The following is a 16,874-nucleotide window of genomic DNA, read 5'->3' as shown; positions in this document are numbered from 1 at the left end:
GCGCCCGAAACCGGGCGCGACGTTGAAATTACCAGCGGTAGTGGCTGAACGCTTTGTTCGCGTCGGCCATCTTGTGCGTATCTTCGCGCTTTTTAACAGCGGTACCACGGGACTGCACAGCGTCCAGCAGCTCGCCGGCAAGGCGTTCTTCCATGGTGTTTTCGTTACGCGCACGGGCGGCTTTGATCAACCAGCGGATCGCCAGCGCCTGACGACGCTCGGGGCGCACTTCGACCGGCACCTGATAGGTGGCACCGCCGACGCGGCGCGAGCGCACTTCGACGGAAGGCTGGATGTTTTCCAGCGCTTCGTGGAACACTTCGATCGGCGCGCGCTTGATCTTGTCTTCGACGCGGGTCATCGCGTTGTAGACGATACGCTCGGCGACAGATTTCTTGCCGTCGATCATCAGGTTGTTCATGAATTTGGTGAGAACCAGATCGCCGTATTTGGCGTCTGGCAGGACTTCGCGTTTTTCAGCGGCGTGGCGGCGTGACATGTCAGTGTCTTCCTCTTGGCGGGTGGTGGGGCGCTGCCCCACCGAACATCGGGTGGATCGGCGGGGGCGGGCCCCACCGGTGCGAGATTACTTCGGACGCTTCGCGCCGTACTTCGAACGACGCTGCTTACGGTCTTTCACGCCCTGCGTATCAAGAACACCGCGCAGGATGTGGTAACGCACACCCGGAAGGTCTTTTACACGACCGCCGCGGATCAGAACCACGGAGTGTTCCTGAAGGTTGTGGCTCTCACCCGGGATGTAGGAGATCACTTCGAACCCGTTGGTCAGGCGCACCTTGGCAACCTTACGCATCGCCGAGTTCGGCTTCTTCGGTGTGGTGGTGTACACGCGTGTGCAGACGCCGCGCTTTTGCGGGCACTCCTGCAGGTGCATGGATTTCGAACGTTTGACTTTCGGCTGCCGCGGCTTGCGGATCAGCTGTTGGATCGTTGGCATTCCGGTTATATCCCCGTATCGCTCAGATTGTGTACACGGGGGATCCCCCATGCGGCTAAATTCGGCTACTTCGTGCGTCCACAAAGCAAAATGACCGCAACGTTCCCGTACCGAGGAAAACGACGCGGTGGGTTAACAGAGGATCGGGCCAGTAGTAGGCCGGATCGTGACCACTTCAGTTATGAATTCGGACTGGCAGAGCGGCCTCCACCTCCGAGATAGCGGGCGTATAGAGCGTTGCGCGGGGCCTGTCAACAGGTGGGCCCCGGTGGGGTCGCGGAGGTTTGCCGGGTGATGGCCCGGCGCCTGCGGCTTGGTTCCGGGCCCGGGTGGCACATTCCACCCTTGCCACGCCCCTGCCCCGCTCGCCATAGTCCGGCGAAGGACAGAAGGAAATCTCCATGCAAGCGATCGGCCTTTGCCGCTTTTCCTACCCGGCCTTGGGTGGCTTTCAGGTCGGCCACGAGACCACCGAGGAACGCATCGCCTATCTCTATGACGCGGCCCGGCTCGAAGAACGTTTCCGCCTGCTCGAAACCGTCGCCCTGCCCTGCCTCAAGGCGCAAACCGACCCGGATTTCTCCATGGTCTTCGTGATCGGAGACCAGTTTCCCACCGAACACGCCCGACGCCTCGAATCGCTGCTGGCCGACCTGCCGCAGGCGGTTATTCACCGTGAGCCGCCGCGCAATCATCGGGAGGTGATGAAGGAGGTGCTCAACGCCGCGCGGATCAACCCGGCCGAACCCTGCCTGCAATTCCGCTACGACGACGATGACGCGGTCTCGGTCGACTTCATCGCCCGGCTGCGCCAGACGGTCGCGCAAAGCGCGGGTCTGCTGAAAGGCCAGCGCTCCGTCGCCTTTGACTGGCCCAAGGGCTACATCGCGGAATTCGGCCCGCAGGGGATCCGCGCCGCCGAAGTGTACCGCCCGCTGAACGTCGCGGCGCTGGCGATGTATGTGAAGGGCGGCAGCCCGGTCACCATTATGAACTTCGCCCATGAGAAACTGCCCCGCTTCATGCCCTGCGTCAGCCTGCCCGATGCGGCGATGTTCGTGCGCAGCCACAACGGCTCGAACGATTCGCGGCAGGGGCTCGCGCGGCATGTGGAAGTGGCCCCGCTGGATGCCGAAGGCGACGCGCTGTTTCAGGAGCGTTTCGCCATCGACCAAGCTCAGGTGCGGCGCGTCTTCTCGGCCTGAACCTTCAACTTCCGCTCGCGGTAGAGGGTGAAGACCCCCGTGGCCACCACGATCCCCGCGCCGATGAGGGTCAAGGCCCCCGGCCAGTCACCAAAGACGACCCAGCCCAGCAAAAGCGCCCAGAGCAGGCCGGTATAGCGAAACGGCGCGATAAAGCCGATATCGCCCACCCGCATCACTTGGATCGAGAAGAAATAGCCGCCTAGCACAAAGACCCCTGAGCCGCCGATCAGCGCCGCGACCGAGGGCGCTACCGGCGCCCAAGGCGCGCTCAGCGACGCCAAACCCGCCGCCGTCATCACTGACAGGGCGGTCACCAAGGTCACGGTCATCGAGGGCACCGCCGGTGACAAGGCACGGGTCGACAGGTCACGGACCGTCACGCAGAGCACGGCGATCAAAACGTAGATCGACCAGATATTGAACCCTTCCGCCCCCGGTTTGACGATTAACAGCACGCCGCAGAAACCAATGCCGATGGCGACCAAACGCCGCCAGCCCACGGCCTGCCGGAAAACCAGCGCTGCCGCGAGCGTCACCGAAAGCGGCACGACCTGGAGGATGGCGGTGACATTCGCCAAGGGCATGTTGAACAACGCGGTGAGAAAGAAATAAGCCGCCGCGATCTCGGCCACCGAGCGCAGGCCGATGACCTGCCAGTCCCGTGCTTGAAGCCGGAAATCGATCCGACCAAGCTGCCGACTGAGGGCCAAGATCAGCACCGAGGTTGTCACCCCGCGCAGGAACAACAGCTGAAACAGGGGCAGCGCCCCGTCGGTCATTTTGAGCAGCGTGTCGTTAAACGTGAAACAGGCCATCGAGGCGATCATCAGCAGCGCGCCGATGGTATTGGGGGACATGAAAGCGCTCCGGGAAAAATGGTGCGGCTTATTTCACTGCCGCCCCCGAATGACTGGCAGCGGCTACGGGGGCTGTCAAGAACGGCGGCCCGCCCCCCCCAGATTGGCGCGCTCTACTGGTTCGAAGCCTGCGCCACCGGCTGCTGCTGGCTGGCCAGCAGATTGCGCACCGTGCTTCGCAGCAACCCCGGCTCGACCGGCTTTTGCATCACCGTGGCCGCCAGATCGCGGAAGGCGTCATAGACCTCAAGATCGCGGGTGCGCCCGCTGAGAAATATGATCGGCGTCCCGGCGATGGCCGGATTCTCGCCAAACCGATGGGCCAGTTCCAACCCGCCCATATCCGGCATGGAAATATCGCTGATGATCAGGTCAGGCTTGAGATCATCGACCACCGCCAGCGCATCGCGGGCGTTCAGACAGGAGACAAAGCTCAGCGACCTGTCGTCGGAAAAGATCATCTTGACCAGTTCCAGAACGATCGGGTCGTCGTCGATATGTAGAATGCGGGACGTCATCAAAGCACCTTACGACGGTTAAGCTTTTGCAAACCTATTCGGACTATGTGGCGGATATAAGGCTTTGGCCTCAGAAACCAGCCCCCCCCGGGGCAGAGTCTGGCCGCGGCATTTGCCCACCCCATAAAAAAGCCCCCGCAGCGTCACTGCGGGGGCTTTTGTTTTTCAATAAGGTGCTGCGATCAATCGCGGCTCTCGTCGTCACCGACCGGCGTGTTGAACACATCGCCACCGACGATGTCGTCCTCCACAGAGGCTTCCGGCGCGGCCAGACGGGCAGCGGCTTCGGCCTCTTCGCGGCGTGCTTCGATCACGACGTTGTCGCGGTCTGTCGCCACTTTGCGCATCGCCTGCGTCGCGCCACCGGTCCCGGCGGGGATCAGACGGCCCACGATGACGTTCTCTTTCAGACCGACCAGCTTGTCCCGCTTGCCCTGAACCGAGGCTTCGGTCAGCACGCGCGTGGTTTCCTGGAAGGAGGCGGCCGAGATGAAGCTGCGGGTTTGCAGCGACGCCTTGGTGATGCCCAAGAGGATCGGTTCGCCCTTGGCGGGGCGGCCTCCTTTCTTGAGCGCCTTCTCGTTGGCCTGATCGAACTCCTGCTTGTCGACGTGTTCACCCTTGAGCAGCGTGGTGTCGCCGCTTTCTTGGATTTCCCACTTCTGCAGCATCTGACGGACGATGACTTCGATGTGTTTGTCGTTAATCTTCACACCCTGCAGGCGGTAAACGTCCTGCACCTCGTCAATCATATACTCGGCCAAGGCTTCGACGCCCATGATCGCGAGGATGTCGTGCGGCGCGGGGTTGCCATCCATGATGTAGTCGCCCTTCTGCACGAAGTCGCCTTCGGCCACGGGGATGTGTTTCCCCTTGGGCACCATGTATTCAACCTTCACGTCCGGATCATCCGAGCTTTCAATCGCGATGCGGCGCTTGTTCTTGTAGTCCTTGCCAAAGCGGACATAGCCGTCGATTTCCGCGATGATGGCGTGGTCTTTGGGGCGACGTGCCTCAAAGAGTTCGGCCACACGCGGCAGACCACCGGTAATGTCCTTGGTCTTGGCACCTTCACGCGGGATACGCGCGATGATGTCACCGGCCTGAACCTGCGTCTGGTCTTCGACAGAGAGAACCGCATCGACCGACATCGGATAGGTCACCGGGTTGCCCGCATCGTTGCGGACCGGTTCGCCATCTTCACCGACCAAGATGATCTCGGGCTTAAGCTCGTTGCCCTTGGGGGCCGCGCGCCAGTCGATCACGATCTTCTGGGTCATGCCGGTTGCTTCGTCGGTGTCTTCCTTGACCGCGATGCCCGAGACCAGGTCGACGTATTTGGTCGTACCGGGTTTCTCGGCGATGATCGGCAGGGTGTAAGGGTCCCATTCGAAGAGCTTGTCACCGCGTGCAACGTCGTCGCCTTCTTTGACGTGCAGCTTGGTGCCGTAGCCGATCTTGTGGCTGGCCCGCTCCTCGCCATTCTCATCGACGATCAACAGCTTCATGTTCCGCCCCATGACGAGCACTTCACCGGCGCTGTTTTCAAGCGTCTGTGCGTTCTCGAAAGCGACCTTGCCCGACTGGCTGGCCTCAAGGAAGGACTGCTGACCACCCTGCGCAACACCGCCGATGTGGAAGGTCCGCATCGTCAGCTGGGTACCGGGTTCACCAATCGACTGAGCCGCGATGATGCCGACGGCCTCACCTTGGTTGACCAGCGTGCCGCGTGCGAGGTCACGGCCATAGCACATGGCGCAGACGCCCTCTTCGGCATCACAGGTCAGCGGGCTGCGGATCCGTGCGGACTGCACCCCGGCCTCGTCGATGGCATCCGACATGCGCTCGTCGATCAGCGTGCCTGCGGGCACCAGAACATCCTCGGTGCCGGGCACCAGAATGTCGTCCGCCGCAACACGGCCCAGCAGACGCTCGGCCAGCGAGGAGACAACCTCACCATCGTTGACAGCCGCTTCGGCGGTGATCGCGGTTTCGGTGCCGCAGTCATGCTCGCGCACGATGCAGTCCTGCGCCACGTCCACCAGACGGCGTGTCAGGTAACCGGAGTTCGCTGTTTTCAGAGCGGTATCCGACAGACCTTTCCGCGCACCGTGGGTCGAGTTGAAGTACTCGAGAACGGTCAGACCTTCTTTAAAGTTCGAGATAATCGGCGTCTCGATGATGTCGCCATTCGGCTTCGCCATCAGGCCGCGCATCCCGCCCAGCTGTTTCATCTGCGTGACCGAGCCACGAGCACCGGAGTGAGCCATCATGTAGACCGAGTTCGGCTCTTTCTCGGAACCGTTCTCATGGTGAGCCACGGCGGAGATGGAGCCCATCATCGCTTCGGTCACCTTGTCGTTACACTTCGACCATGCATCGACGACTTTGTTGTACTTTTCGCCCTGAGTGATCAGGCCGTCCATATACTGCTGTTCAAAGTCCTTCACCTGCTCGCGGGTTTCTTCAACCAGCGGCCATTTGGTGTCGGGGATCAGCATGTCGTCTTTGCCGAAGGAGATGCCCGCTTTGAAAGCTTCGCGGAAACCCATGGTCATGATCTGGTCACAGAAGATGACCGATTCTTTCTGACCGCAGTAACGGTAGACGGTGTCGATGACCTGCTGCACTTCTTTCTTGCGCAGCAGACGGTTGACCAGATCAAACGGCGCTTTGGCGTTCAGCGGCAGAAGCGCACCAAGACGGATACGACCGGGGGTCGTGTCAAAGCGCATCATCACTTCGTTGCCTTCGGCGTCGATCTGTTTGATCCGCGCCTTGATTTTCGAGTGCAGGTGAACCGCACCGGCGTCGAGGGCGTGTTGCACCTCGTCGACGGAGCCGAAGACCATGCCTTCGCCAACCATGCCTTCACGCTCAAGGGTCGTGTAGTAGAGACCCAAGATCATATCCTGCGACGGCACAATGATCGGCGCGCCGTTTGCAGGCGACAGAACGTTGTTCGTGGACATCATCAGAACACGCGCTTCCAACTGGGCTTCCAGCGAGAGCGGGACGTGAACGGCCATCTGGTCACCGTCGAAGTCGGCGTTAAAGGCCGAGCATACCAGCGGATGCAGCTGGATCGCCTTGCCTTCGATCAGGACGGGTTCGAACGCCTGAATGCCCAGACGGTGCAGCGTCGGCGCGCGGTTGAGCATGACGGGGTGCTCACGGATCACCTCATCAAGAATATCCCAAACCTCAGGGCGCTCTTTCTCGACCAGCTTCTTGGCCTGTTTCACGGTAGAGGACAGACCTTTGGCCTCGAGCCGCGAGTAGATGAACGGCTTGAACAGTTCGAGCGCCATCTTCTTGGGCAGACCACATTGGTGCAGCTTCAACTCCGGGCCGGTCACAATGACCGAACGGCCCGAAAAGTCGACACGCTTACCCAAAAGGTTCTGACGGAAGCGGCCCTGTTTGCCTTTCAGCATGTCCGACAGCGACTTCAACGGGCGCTTGTTGGCACCGGTGATGACGCGGCCACGGCGGCCGTTGTCGAAGAGTGCGTCGACCGATTCCTGCAGCATCCGCTTTTCGTTGCGCACGATGATGTCAGGCGCGCGCAGTTCGATCAGACGCTTCAAGCGGTTGTTCCGGTTGATCACGCGGCGGTACAGGTCGTTGAGGTCGGAGGTCGCGAAGCGGCCACCGTCCAGCGGCACCAGCGGGCGCAGCTCGGGCGGGATGACCGGGATCACGGTCATGACCATCCACTCCGGACGGTTGCCGGACTCAAGGAAGCTCTCGACCACTTTCAGACGCTTGATGATCTTCTTGGGCTTCAGCTCGCCTGTCGCCTCTTTCAGATCGGCGCGCAGGTTTTCGGCTTCAGCTTCAAGGTCGATCGCCGCCAGCATCTCGCGGATCGCTTCGGCGCCGATGTTGGCGGTGAAAGCGTCCATGCCATAGGCGTCTTGCGCGTCCATATATTCTTCTTCGGTCATCATCTGACCGTATTGAAGATCGGTGAGACCCGGCTCGATCACCACGTAGTTTTCGAAGTAGAGCACGCGCTCCAGATCACGCAGAGTCATGTCCAGCATCAGGCCGATGCGCGAGGGCAGCGATTTGAGGAACCAGATGTGGGCCACCGGCGAGGCGAGCTCGATGTGGCCCATGCGCTCACGGCGGACCTTTTGCAGCGTGACTTCGACGCCGCATTTCTCGCAGACGACGCCGCGATACTTCATGCGCTTATATTTGCCGCAGAGGCATTCGTAGTCTTTGATCGGGCCAAATATACGCGCGCAGAACAGGCCGTCACGCTCGGGCTTGAACGTGCGGTAGTTGATGGTTTCCGGCTTCTTGATCTCACCGAAGGACCAGCTCAGGATCCGCTCGGGCGAGGCCAAAGAGACCTTAATTTCGTCAAACGCTTTTTGCGGCGTCAGCGGGTTGAACGGGTTATTTGTCAGTTCCTGGTTCATTTTCAAATCCTTGAAAGGGGTGCGTTGGGAGTGAGGGGTGCCGTTTTCTTTGAAAGAAAACGGCCCGGAATTTTTGAAAAATTCCGTCTATGCCTCACTCATCCTCCTCCGCATCCAGGAGTTCCATATTCAGGCCGAGGCCGCGCACTTCCTTGACGAGAACGTTAAAGCTCTCCGGAATGCCCGCTTCGAAGTTATCCTCGCCCTTGACGATGCTTTCGTAGACCTTGGTCCGGCCCGCGACGTCGTCCGACTTGACGGTCAGCATTTCCTGCAGGGTGTAGGCGGCGCCATAGGCTTCCAGAGCCCAGACCTCCATCTCACCGAAGCGCTGGCCACCGAACTGCGCCTTACCACCCAGCGGCTGCTGTGTGACGAGGGAGTACGGCCCGGTCGAACGCGCGTGGATCTTGTCGTCTACCAGGTGGTGCAGCTTCAGCAGGTACTTCACGCCGACGGTCACCGGACGCGCGAACTGCTCGCCTGTCCGACCATCGAAGAGCACCGACTGACCGGAGGTGTCGAACCCGGCCCGCTTGAGGCTGTCGTTCACGTCCGCTTCCTTGGCGCCATCGAAGACCGGCGTGGCGATCGGCACGCCGCGGCGGACGTTGTCGGCCGCTTCCAGCAGCGTATCCTCGTCCATGCCGGTGATGCCCTCTTCGTAGACATCCTCGCCATAGGCCAGCTGCATCGCTTCGCGCACCGGCGTCAGGTCGCCCGAGCGGCGGTATTCCTGCAGCGCCTCGTCGACGTTCAGGCCCAGACCGCGTGCGGCCCAACCCATATGCGTCTCAAGGATCTGACCGACGTTCATCCGCGACGGCACGCCGAGCGGGTTGAGGCAGAAGTCGACCGGGGTACCATCGGCGAGGAACGGCATGTCCTCCATCGGCACCACTTTCGAGATCACACCCTTGTTCCCGTGACGACCGGCCATCTTGTCGCCCGGCTGCAGCTTACGCTTCACCGCCACGAAGACCTTGACCATCTTCATCACGCCCGGGGGCAGGTCGTCGCCACGGCGGACCTTCTCGACCTTGTCCTCGAAACGCGCATCCAAGGTCCGTTTCTGGATCTCGTATTGCTCGTTCAGGGCCTCGACGATCTTCGCGTCATCCTCGTCCTCGAGGGCCAGCTGCCACCACTGACCGCGGGTCAGGGTTTCCAGCAGTTCCTCGGTGATCTGGCTGTTCGCCTTCACGCCTTTCGGGCCTTTCACGGCGACCTTGCCGAGGATCATGTCCTTGAGACGCGCGTAGATGTTGCGGTCGAGGATCGCCAGCTCGTCGTCCCGGTCACGGGCCAGACGTTCGACTTCCTCACGCTCAATCTGCAGCGCACGCTCGTCTTTCTCAACGCCGTGACGGTTGAAGACGCGCACCTCAACGACGGTGCCGAAGTCGCCCGGCTTTACCCGCAGCGAGGTGTCGCGCACGTCCGAGGCTTTCTCACCAAAGATGGCGCGCAGAAGCTTCTCTTCCGGCGTCATCGGGCTTTCGCCCTTCGGAGTGATCTTGCCGACGAGGATATCGCCCGGCTCCACGTCCGCACCGATGTAAACGATACCGGCTTCGTCGAGGTTGCGCAGAGCTTCCTCGCCGACGTTCGGGATGTCACGGGTGATCTCTTCCGGCCCAAGCTTCGTGTCACGCGCGGCGACTTCGAATTCCTCGATGTGGATCGAGGTGAAGACGTCGTCGCGGGAAATCCGCTCGGAGATCAGGATGGAGTCTTCGTAGTTGTAACCATTCCACGGCATGAAGGCGACGACGACGTTCTTGCCGAGCGCCAGTTCCCCCATGTCGGTGGAGGGACCATCCGCGATGACCTGACCCTTTGTGACCTTCTCGCCCACTTTCACCAGCGGACGCTGGTTGATGCAGGTGTTCTGGTTCGAACGCTGGAACTTGCGCATGCGGTAGATGTCCACACCCGCGTCGCCCAACTCGAGGTCTTCTGTGGCCCGGATCACGATACGGGAGGCATCGACTTGGTCGATGATACCCGCGCGGCGTGCCGTGTAGGCAGCGCCAGAGTCGCGTGCCACGACTTCTTCGATGCCGGTACCGACGAGCGGCGCCTCGGCTTGCAGAAGCGGAACCGCCTGACGTTGCATGTTCGAGCCCATAAGAGCGCGGTTGGCGTCGTCGTTTTCGAGGAACGGGATCAACGATGCGGCGACCGAGACCAACTGCTTCGGGCTCACGTCGATCAGGTCCACGTTCTCGGTCGGCGCCAGCGTGTAGTCACCGGACTGACGGGTCGAGACCATCTCGTTCACGAACTTCATGTCGTCGTCGAGGTTGGCGTTGGCCTGCGCCACGGTGTGACGCATTTCCTCGGTCGCGGACATATAGTGCACCTCATCGGTGACCTTGCTGTCCTTCACAACGCGGTAAGGCGTTTCGATGAAGCCGTATTTGTTCACGCGGGCAAAGGTGGCCAGCGAGTTGATCAGACCAATGTTCGGACCTTCCGGCGTCTCAATCGGGCACATCCGGCCATAGTGGGTCGGGTGCACGTCGCGCACTTCAAAGCCCGCACGCTCACGTGTCAAACCGCCCGGCCCAAGCGCCGAGAGACGACGCTTGTGCGTCACTTCCGACAGCGGGTTGGTCTGGTCCATGAACTGTGACAGCTGCGAGGAGCCGAAGAATTCACGCACCGCAGCCGCGGCGGGCTTGGCGTTGATCAGGTCCTGCGGCATCACGGTGTCGATCTCGACCGAGGACATACGCTCCTTGATCGCGCGCTCCATGCGCAGCAGGCCGACGCGGTACTGGTTTTCCATCAGCTCGCCGACCGAGCGCACACGGCGGTTGCCGAGGTGGTCGATGTCGTCGATGTCGCCACGGCCATCGCGCAGGTCCACCAGCGCCTTGATGCAGGCGACGATGTCGTCACGGTCCAGCGTGCGCTGCGTGTCGGGCTTGTCGAGCGCCAGACGCATGTTCATCTTCACGCGGCCCACGGCCGAGAGGTCGTAACGCTCGCTATCGAAGAACAGCGTGTCGAAGAGCGCCGAGGCGGCCTCGACGGTGGGCGGCTCGCCCGGACGCATGACGCGGTAGATGTCCATGAGCGCGGTGTCGCGGTTCATGTTCTTGTCCATCGCCATGGTGTTGCGCATGTAGGGACCGACGTTGACGTTGTCGATGTCCAGCAGCGGAATCTCGGTGATGCCCGCGTCGATCAGCTCCTTCGCGGTGCCGCCGATCAGCGTACCGTCCTTGTCGTATTCCAGCGTCAGCTCGTCACCGGCCTCGACGTAGATCGCGCCGGTTTCTTCGTTGATGATGTCACGCGCGACGAACTTGCCAACGATGTGGTCGAAGGGCAGGAGCAGTTCCTTGACCTTGCCTTCGTCCAAGAGCTTCTTGACGGCACGGGGGGTAACCTTCTTGCCGGCCTCGAAAAGGATCTCGCCGGTGTTGGCGTCGATCAGATCGTAGGTCGGACGGGTGCCGCGCACGCGGTCGGGGAAGAAGGGCGCAACCCAACCCTTGTTCTTCTCCAGCTTGAAGGTGACGGTGTTGTAATAGGCATTCATGATGCCTTCTTGGTCCAGCCCCAGGGCATAGAGCAGGGTCGTCACCGGCAGCTTGCGGCGACGGTCGATGCGGGCATAGACGATGTCCTTGGCGTCGAACTCGAAGTCCAGCCAGGAGCCGCGGTAGGGAATAATGCGGCAGGCGAAGAGCAGCTTGCCCGAGGAGTGGGTCTTGCCCTTGTCGTGGTCAAAGAACACGCCCGGGGAGCGGTGCATCTGGGAGACGATCACACGCTCGGTGCCGTTGACGACGAAGGTGCCGTTCGGGGTCATCAGGGGCATGTCGCCCATGAAGACGTCTTGTTCCTTGATGTCCTTGACGGACTTGGCACCAGTGTCCTCGTCCACATCGAACACGATGAGGCGCAGGGTCACTTTCAGCGGCGCGCTATAGGTCATGTCGCGCTGCTGGCATTCTTCAACGTCGTACTTGGGCTTTTCTAGCTCGTACTTGACGTATTCGAGTACCGAAGTCTCGTTAAAGTCCTTGATCGGGAAGACCGACTGGAAAACGCCCGTGATCCCCTCACCATCGGTGGGGGTCTCGGCGTCGCCGGAATTCAGGAACAGATCATAGGAGGATTTCTGAACCTCGATGAGGTTCGGCATCTCCAGCACTTCGCGGATCTTGCCGTAATATTTACGCAGACGTTTCTGGCCAAGGAAGGATTGTGCCATGTGTCGTGTCACCTTTCGTGTCTCTCGCCGAGCGCATCAACCACCGGGGCCGTGGTGCGCGCCCATAAGAGCGGAAAATCCGGGTCAATTCTTGGAATGCGTCCCACTGCACCCCTTCCGACCTTGGACCTCTCCAGAGAAATGCTCCCGCGGGGAACATTCGTCAAAACAGGTCAGGCTGGACAGGAAAATTCCCGTCCAGCCCTCGTTCATGCGTAGTGCGTGAGAACACGCACCTCTGGCTTAGGCCAGCTCGACTTCGGCGCCAGCTGCTTCCAGCTTGCCTTTGATGTCTTCGGCTTCGGCTTTGTCGACGCCTTCTTTGATCTTGCCACCGGCTTCGACCAGGTCTTTGGCTTCTTTCAGGCCGAGACCTGTGATGCCGCGGACTTCCTTGATCACGTTGATCTTGGATGCGCCGGCGTTCTTCAGAACGACGTCGAATTCGGTCTTTTCTTCTTCGGCAGCGCCACCTTCAGCAGGGCCGGCCATCATCACTGCGCCGCCAGCGGCGGGCTCGATGCCGTACTCGTCTTTCAGGATGGTTTTCAGTTCTTGTGCTTCAAGCAGAGTCAGACCAACGATGTCTTCTGCCAGTTTTTTCAGATCAGCCATGTTTAGCTCTTTCCGTTACGATATGTGTGTTCCAACGCGCGTGTTCAACCCGTGCGCCAGTTTGACGATTTGCCTTACGCAGCCGCCTTGTCCTCGATGGTGGACAAGATGGATGCGATGTTGCTTGCAGGTGCGCCAATGGCCCCGGCGATGTTCGAAGCAGGTGCGCCGAGCATGCCCGCGATGGAGGAGATAAGCTCCTCGCGCGAAGGCATTTTCGACACGGCTTCGACACCGGCGGCGTCCAACGCGTTCTCACCCATTGCGCCGCCGAGGATAACAAGCTTGCTGTTTTCCTTGGCGAACTCCTGAGCAACCTTGGCCGCGGCCACAGGATCCTCAGAGTAGGTCAGAACGGTCATACCCGTCAGAAGGTCAGCAATGCTTTCGCATGGCTTGCCCTCAAGGGCGATCTTGGCGAGCCTGTTTTTGGCAACACGCACGGCCCCACCGGCTGCGCGTGCGCGCGCCCGAAGGTCCTGCATTTCGGCAACTGTCAAACCGACGTAGTGGCTAACCACAACGACGCCAGAGCTTTCAAAGATTTGGCCGAGTTCGTCGACCAACTGTTCTTTTTGTGCTCTATCCACAGTTTCACTCCAAATTTGGGGGTTGCCCCCCGGCTCAGTTCAGGATGCGGTCTTCTGCACCCCATTCGGGTCCAATGTCAGGGTCCCGGCCAAAACCGCCCGAAGGCAGGAATTTCCGGTTTCCCATCTCAGGAAGGAATTATTCAGGCCGTGGCCCAAACCCTCCGTCTCGGACAGACGCGCGGACCGATGTTCTGGTCCTTGCGTATCTGGCGACCGAAGCCGCCAAATCTCGGGTCGTAAGGTGGGAGGCTCGCCCCCACCCCACGGGATCACTCGGCAGTCGCGTTCTCGACAGCGACCGACACGCCCGGGCCCATTGTGGAGCTCAGGTTGATCTTTTTCATGTAGGTGCCCTTGGCACCGGCCGGCTTGGCTTTGGACACGGCGCCGACGAAGGCACGGATGTTCTCAACCAGCTTGGCTTCGTCGAAGGACAGTTTGCCAACGCCTGCGTGGACGACACCGCCCTTTTCGGCTTTGAACTGCACTTCGCCACCCTTGGCCGCTTTCACGGCGTCGGCGACGTCCATGGTCACGGTGCCAACCTTGGGGTTCGGCATCAGGTTGCGCGGACCAAGCACTTTACCCAGACGGCCAACGATCGGCATCATGTCGGGTGTCGCGATGCAACGATCGAAGTCGATCTTGCCGGACTGCACGGTCTCCATCAGGTCTTCTGCGCCAACGATATCTGCGCCAGCCTTCTCGGCTTCTTCAGCCTTCGCGCCACGGGCGAAGACAGCAACGCGCATGGTTTTGCCGGTGCCGTTGGGCAGACCGACAACGCCGCGGACCATCTGGTCTGCGTGACGCGGGTCAACACCGAGGTTCATCGCGATCTCGATGGTTTCGTCGAACTTCGCGGTGGCGTTCGCTTTGATGAGGCTTACCGCTTCTTCAACGGTGATCTCTTCTTTGCCAGCAAAAGCTTCACGGGCGGCGCGGGTGCGTTTTCCAAGTTTTGCCATCTTACTTCACCTCGATGCCCATGGACCGGGCGGAGCCCAGGATGATTTTCATCGCCGCTTCCACGTCGTTCGCGGACAGGTCGGCGGCTTTTGCTTCTGCGATCTCTCGCAGCTGCTTGGTGGTCACGGTGCCGACGGTTTCACGCGAGGGCGTTTTCGCGCCGGAGTTTACCTTGGCAGCTTTCTTCAGGTAGTAGGACGCCGGGGGCGTCTTGATGTCCATGGTGAAGGACTTGTCCTGATAGTAGCTGATCACGGTGGGGCACGGTGCGCCCGGCTCCATATCTGCGGTCTTGGCGTTGAACGCCTTGCAGAATTCCATGATGTTGATGCCGCGTTGACCGAGGGCGGGACCCACGGGCGGGGACGGGTTTGCTTGACCCGCTTTAACTTGCAACTTCATCGTACCGACGAGTTTCTTGGCCATTGGCCTTCTCCTTTCAACACCCTTGGGGCGCGCCCCGCGGGTTCTTCGTTGCGTGGTCCGGGCCTAGGCGCCGCGGCGCCCCTTCCCTCCCACAATGACCGGCTCCCTCGGGTGCCGGGATGGCGAGGCAAACCCCGCCGCACACTCAGACCTGTTTGTTGACCTGAGTGAATTCCAATTCGACCGGGGTCTCCCGGCCAAAGATCGAGACCGAGACCTTGAGACGCTGGTTCTCGTCGTCGACCTCTTCGATCATGCCGTCGAAATCCTCGAAAGGACCATCGGCGACTTTGACTTTCTCACCGACCTCGAAGTGGATCAGCGTGCGCGGCGCTTCTTCGCCTTCCTGCACGCGACCCAGGATCGCCTGAACCTCGGCATCGCGCATCGGCATCGGGCGGCCCTGCGGGCCAAGGAACCCGGTGACGCGGTTGATCGAGTTGATCAGGTGATAGCCTGCGTCGGACATTTCCATATGCACCAGCACATAGCCGGGCATGAAGCGACGCTCGGTTGTCACCTTCTTGCCGCGCCGGACCTCGATCACCTCTTCGGTGGGCACCAGCACTTCGTCGATCTGGTCTTCAAGTTCCTGCTCGGCCACGGACGCGCGGATCTGCTCGGCGATCTTCTTTTCGAAGTTCGACAGGACACTGACCGAATACCACCGTTTTGCCATCTGAACTCTGGTCCCTGTCTTGCCATGCGGGCTGCCCCGGCATGAAATTCGTCAATCAACACGGGGGCAAAGCCCCCGCAACATCTGAACAAAAAATCGGCGCGCAACTCGAATCGCCGCACGCCCTTTTCAGGTCAGGTCTGCGCAATAGCCCGCGCAGACGCAGGTTTCAAGGGTGTAAAGATAAAATCACCCATGCGGGCGGTGCTCAGCCGAACATCCCAAGGATCTGCTGCAAGCCGCCGCGGATCAGGATATCGACAATTGCAAAGAAAACAGCTGTCAGCGCGGCGAGGATAAAGACCATCACCGTGGTCAGCATCACTTCGCGCTTTGTCGGCCAAACAACCTTTGCAACTTCGGTGCGAACCTGCTGGATGAACTGAAGCGGATTGGTGGTGGCCATGACATCTTTCCCTGTTGCCCGATTGGGCGGATGTAACGGGTCCGCCCCCTAGTTTCAAGACGTCTTCGCGCGCGCCTCAGGCTTCCGGGTCGCGCAGACGATCGAACCGGCGGTCAAGCGCCGCGTCGTGCCGCGCTTCAGCCGCTGCCATCTCGCCAAAGTCAGGAAGATACAGCCCGTCGACGGTGCCTTCGGGGAAACGGTCAAGCACGGCGTCCCATTTTATCGCGAAAGCATCCAACCGCGCATGAAGCGCCGCCGCACGCTCCGGCCGCCGCGCTGCATACCAGCGCCCAAGCGCCATCGCCCGCTGCCAAAATCCGTCATAACCGAGGGCGAGGAAGACCCCCAACACGATAAACACGGTGATGAATAGCACGCCGAACACCAACCAAGGGCGCAGAACCACCGCCAGTGCCAGAAGGCTGAGGATCACTGCCCGGGCCGGAGGACGTTTCGCGGCACGCTTACGGCGCGATGGCTTCCTGATATCAACTTCTACGGCTTCCGGTTCCGGCAAGTCCGGAAAAGCCACGCGCCCCGGCCGCCGAGGGGCCACCGGGGGCTCTGCCGTGCCCGAACCGGCGCGTGGGTCCGGAACACTCTCCGTATCTGCCATGAGATTCCGAATCGCAGACATCGCGGCGGGGTCCAGCTCGGACGAAGAAGGGGCAGCCTTATCAATGGGGGGCGTCATATCAGTCTCTCTACGCAGTTGCGAAAGAGTTACTGATTCATTGCGCCAAGTGAAGGGCGGAAAATAGACAGTTATTGGGCATCACTTCCCCCCCCAAACGCAAAACCGCCGCAGCTTTGAGCTGCGGCGGTTTTGTTATTCTGATCATCGTAGAGAGATACTATAGTCTAGGAACTTATTAGGTTTGGCGATGACCTACTCTCCCACGTCTTAAGACGCAGTACCATCGGCGCTACGGCACTTAACGGCTGGGTTCGGGATGGGACCAGGTGTTTTGCTCGCGC

Annotated in this window: 14 protein-coding genes and 1 rRNA gene; 1 reads left to right on the top strand and 14 read right to left on the bottom strand. The window is 60.7% G+C overall.

Annotated features, from left to right (window positions below; genetic code table 11):
• Positions 1 to 28 precede the first annotated feature (28 nt).
• Together rpsG and rpsL are read right to left on the bottom strand one after the other, a co-directional pair.
• Positions 29 to 499, bottom strand: coding sequence for a 30S ribosomal protein S7 (gene rpsG, locus ACGYLX_RS00075; protein ID WP_067267956.1), 471 nt, complete (start codon positions 497 to 499; stop codon positions 29 to 31).
• A gap of 87 nt (positions 500 to 586) precedes the next feature.
• Positions 587 to 958 (bottom strand): 30S ribosomal protein S12, encoded by a 372-nt coding sequence (gene rpsL / locus ACGYLX_RS00070; RefSeq protein WP_007118826.1) that lies wholly within the window; start codon positions 956 to 958, stop codon positions 587 to 589.
• Between the two features lie 401 nt (positions 959 to 1,359).
• Here rpsL and ACGYLX_RS00065 point away from each other — a divergent pair, with 401 nt between their 5' ends.
• The gene (locus ACGYLX_RS00065) at positions 1,360 to 2,163 is read left to right on the top strand and encodes a putative rhamnosyl transferase (protein ID WP_168613254.1); all 804 of its coding nucleotides are present in this window, start codon (positions 1,360 to 1,362) and stop codon (positions 2,161 to 2,163) included.
• Here ACGYLX_RS00065 and ACGYLX_RS00060 read toward each other — a convergent pair.
• The 12 genes from ACGYLX_RS00060 to rrf form a co-directional block, all read right to left on the bottom strand.
• A complete protein-coding gene (locus tag ACGYLX_RS00060; RefSeq protein ID WP_168613255.1) occupies positions 2,136 to 3,023 on the bottom strand; it encodes a DMT family transporter in 888 nt (295 codons plus the stop codon). The genes ACGYLX_RS00065 and ACGYLX_RS00060 overlap by 28 nt on opposite strands.
• A gap of 113 nt (positions 3,024 to 3,136) precedes the next feature.
• Positions 3,137 to 3,541 (bottom strand): two-component system response regulator, encoded by a 405-nt coding sequence (locus ACGYLX_RS00055; RefSeq protein WP_067267950.1) that lies wholly within the window; start codon positions 3,539 to 3,541, stop codon positions 3,137 to 3,139.
• A gap of 182 nt (positions 3,542 to 3,723) precedes the next feature.
• The gene (rpoC, locus tag ACGYLX_RS00050) at positions 3,724 to 7,974 is read right to left on the bottom strand and encodes a DNA-directed RNA polymerase subunit beta' (RefSeq protein WP_394446640.1); all 4,251 of its coding nucleotides are present in this window, start codon (positions 7,972 to 7,974) and stop codon (positions 3,724 to 3,726) included.
• A gap of 94 nt (positions 7,975 to 8,068) precedes the next feature.
• Positions 8,069 to 12,205 carry a DNA-directed RNA polymerase subunit beta gene (gene rpoB, locus ACGYLX_RS00045; RefSeq protein ID WP_168612832.1) on the bottom strand — a complete coding sequence of 1,379 codons (4,137 nt, stop codon included), beginning with the start codon at positions 12,203 to 12,205 and terminating at the stop codon, positions 8,069 to 8,071.
• A 243-nt stretch (positions 12,206 to 12,448) separates the two neighbouring features.
• The gene (rplL, locus tag ACGYLX_RS00040; RefSeq protein ID WP_067267945.1) at positions 12,449 to 12,820 is read right to left on the bottom strand and encodes a 50S ribosomal protein L7/L12; all 372 of its coding nucleotides are present in this window, start codon (positions 12,818 to 12,820) and stop codon (positions 12,449 to 12,451) included.
• Positions 12,821 to 12,894: 74 nt separating this feature from the next.
• The gene (rplJ, locus tag ACGYLX_RS00035) at positions 12,895 to 13,410 is read right to left on the bottom strand and encodes a 50S ribosomal protein L10 (protein ID WP_067267943.1); all 516 of its coding nucleotides are present in this window, start codon (positions 13,408 to 13,410) and stop codon (positions 12,895 to 12,897) included.
• Between the two features lie 272 nt (positions 13,411 to 13,682).
• Complete coding sequence (rplA, locus tag ACGYLX_RS00030; RefSeq protein WP_168612833.1) at positions 13,683 to 14,381, bottom strand: 50S ribosomal protein L1; 699 nt, start codon at positions 14,379 to 14,381, stop codon at positions 13,683 to 13,685.
• Position 14,382: 1 nt separating this feature from the next.
• On the bottom strand, positions 14,383 to 14,808 hold the full coding sequence (gene rplK, locus ACGYLX_RS00025) for a 50S ribosomal protein L11 (RefSeq protein ID WP_067622128.1): 426 nt from the start codon (positions 14,806 to 14,808) through the stop codon (positions 14,383 to 14,385).
• Positions 14,809 to 14,953: 145 nt separating this feature from the next.
• Positions 14,954 to 15,487, bottom strand: coding sequence for a transcription termination/antitermination protein NusG (nusG, locus tag ACGYLX_RS00020; protein WP_067264099.1), 534 nt, complete (start codon positions 15,485 to 15,487; stop codon positions 14,954 to 14,956).
• Between the two features lie 208 nt (positions 15,488 to 15,695).
• Positions 15,696 to 15,893 carry a preprotein translocase subunit SecE gene (secE, locus tag ACGYLX_RS00015; protein ID WP_007118815.1) on the bottom strand — a complete coding sequence of 66 codons (198 nt, stop codon included), beginning with the start codon at positions 15,891 to 15,893 and terminating at the stop codon, positions 15,696 to 15,698.
• A gap of 76 nt (positions 15,894 to 15,969) precedes the next feature.
• A complete protein-coding gene (locus tag ACGYLX_RS00010; RefSeq protein ID WP_394446638.1) occupies positions 15,970 to 16,329 on the bottom strand; it encodes a hypothetical protein in 360 nt (119 codons plus the stop codon).
• Positions 16,330 to 16,772: 443 nt separating this feature from the next.
• Positions 16,773 to 16,874: ribosomal RNA gene (gene rrf, locus ACGYLX_RS00005) — 5S ribosomal RNA — on the bottom strand; the annotation flags it as partial.

Origin of the sequence: Sulfitobacter sp. 1A13496 (genome assembly GCF_043557225.1) — a bacterium.
Classification (GTDB): Bacteria; Pseudomonadota; Alphaproteobacteria; order Rhodobacterales; family Rhodobacteraceae; genus Sulfitobacter; species Sulfitobacter faviae.
The sequence above is the reverse complement of the archived record's forward strand: the minus strand, read 5'-3'. Positions and strand labels throughout refer to the sequence as shown.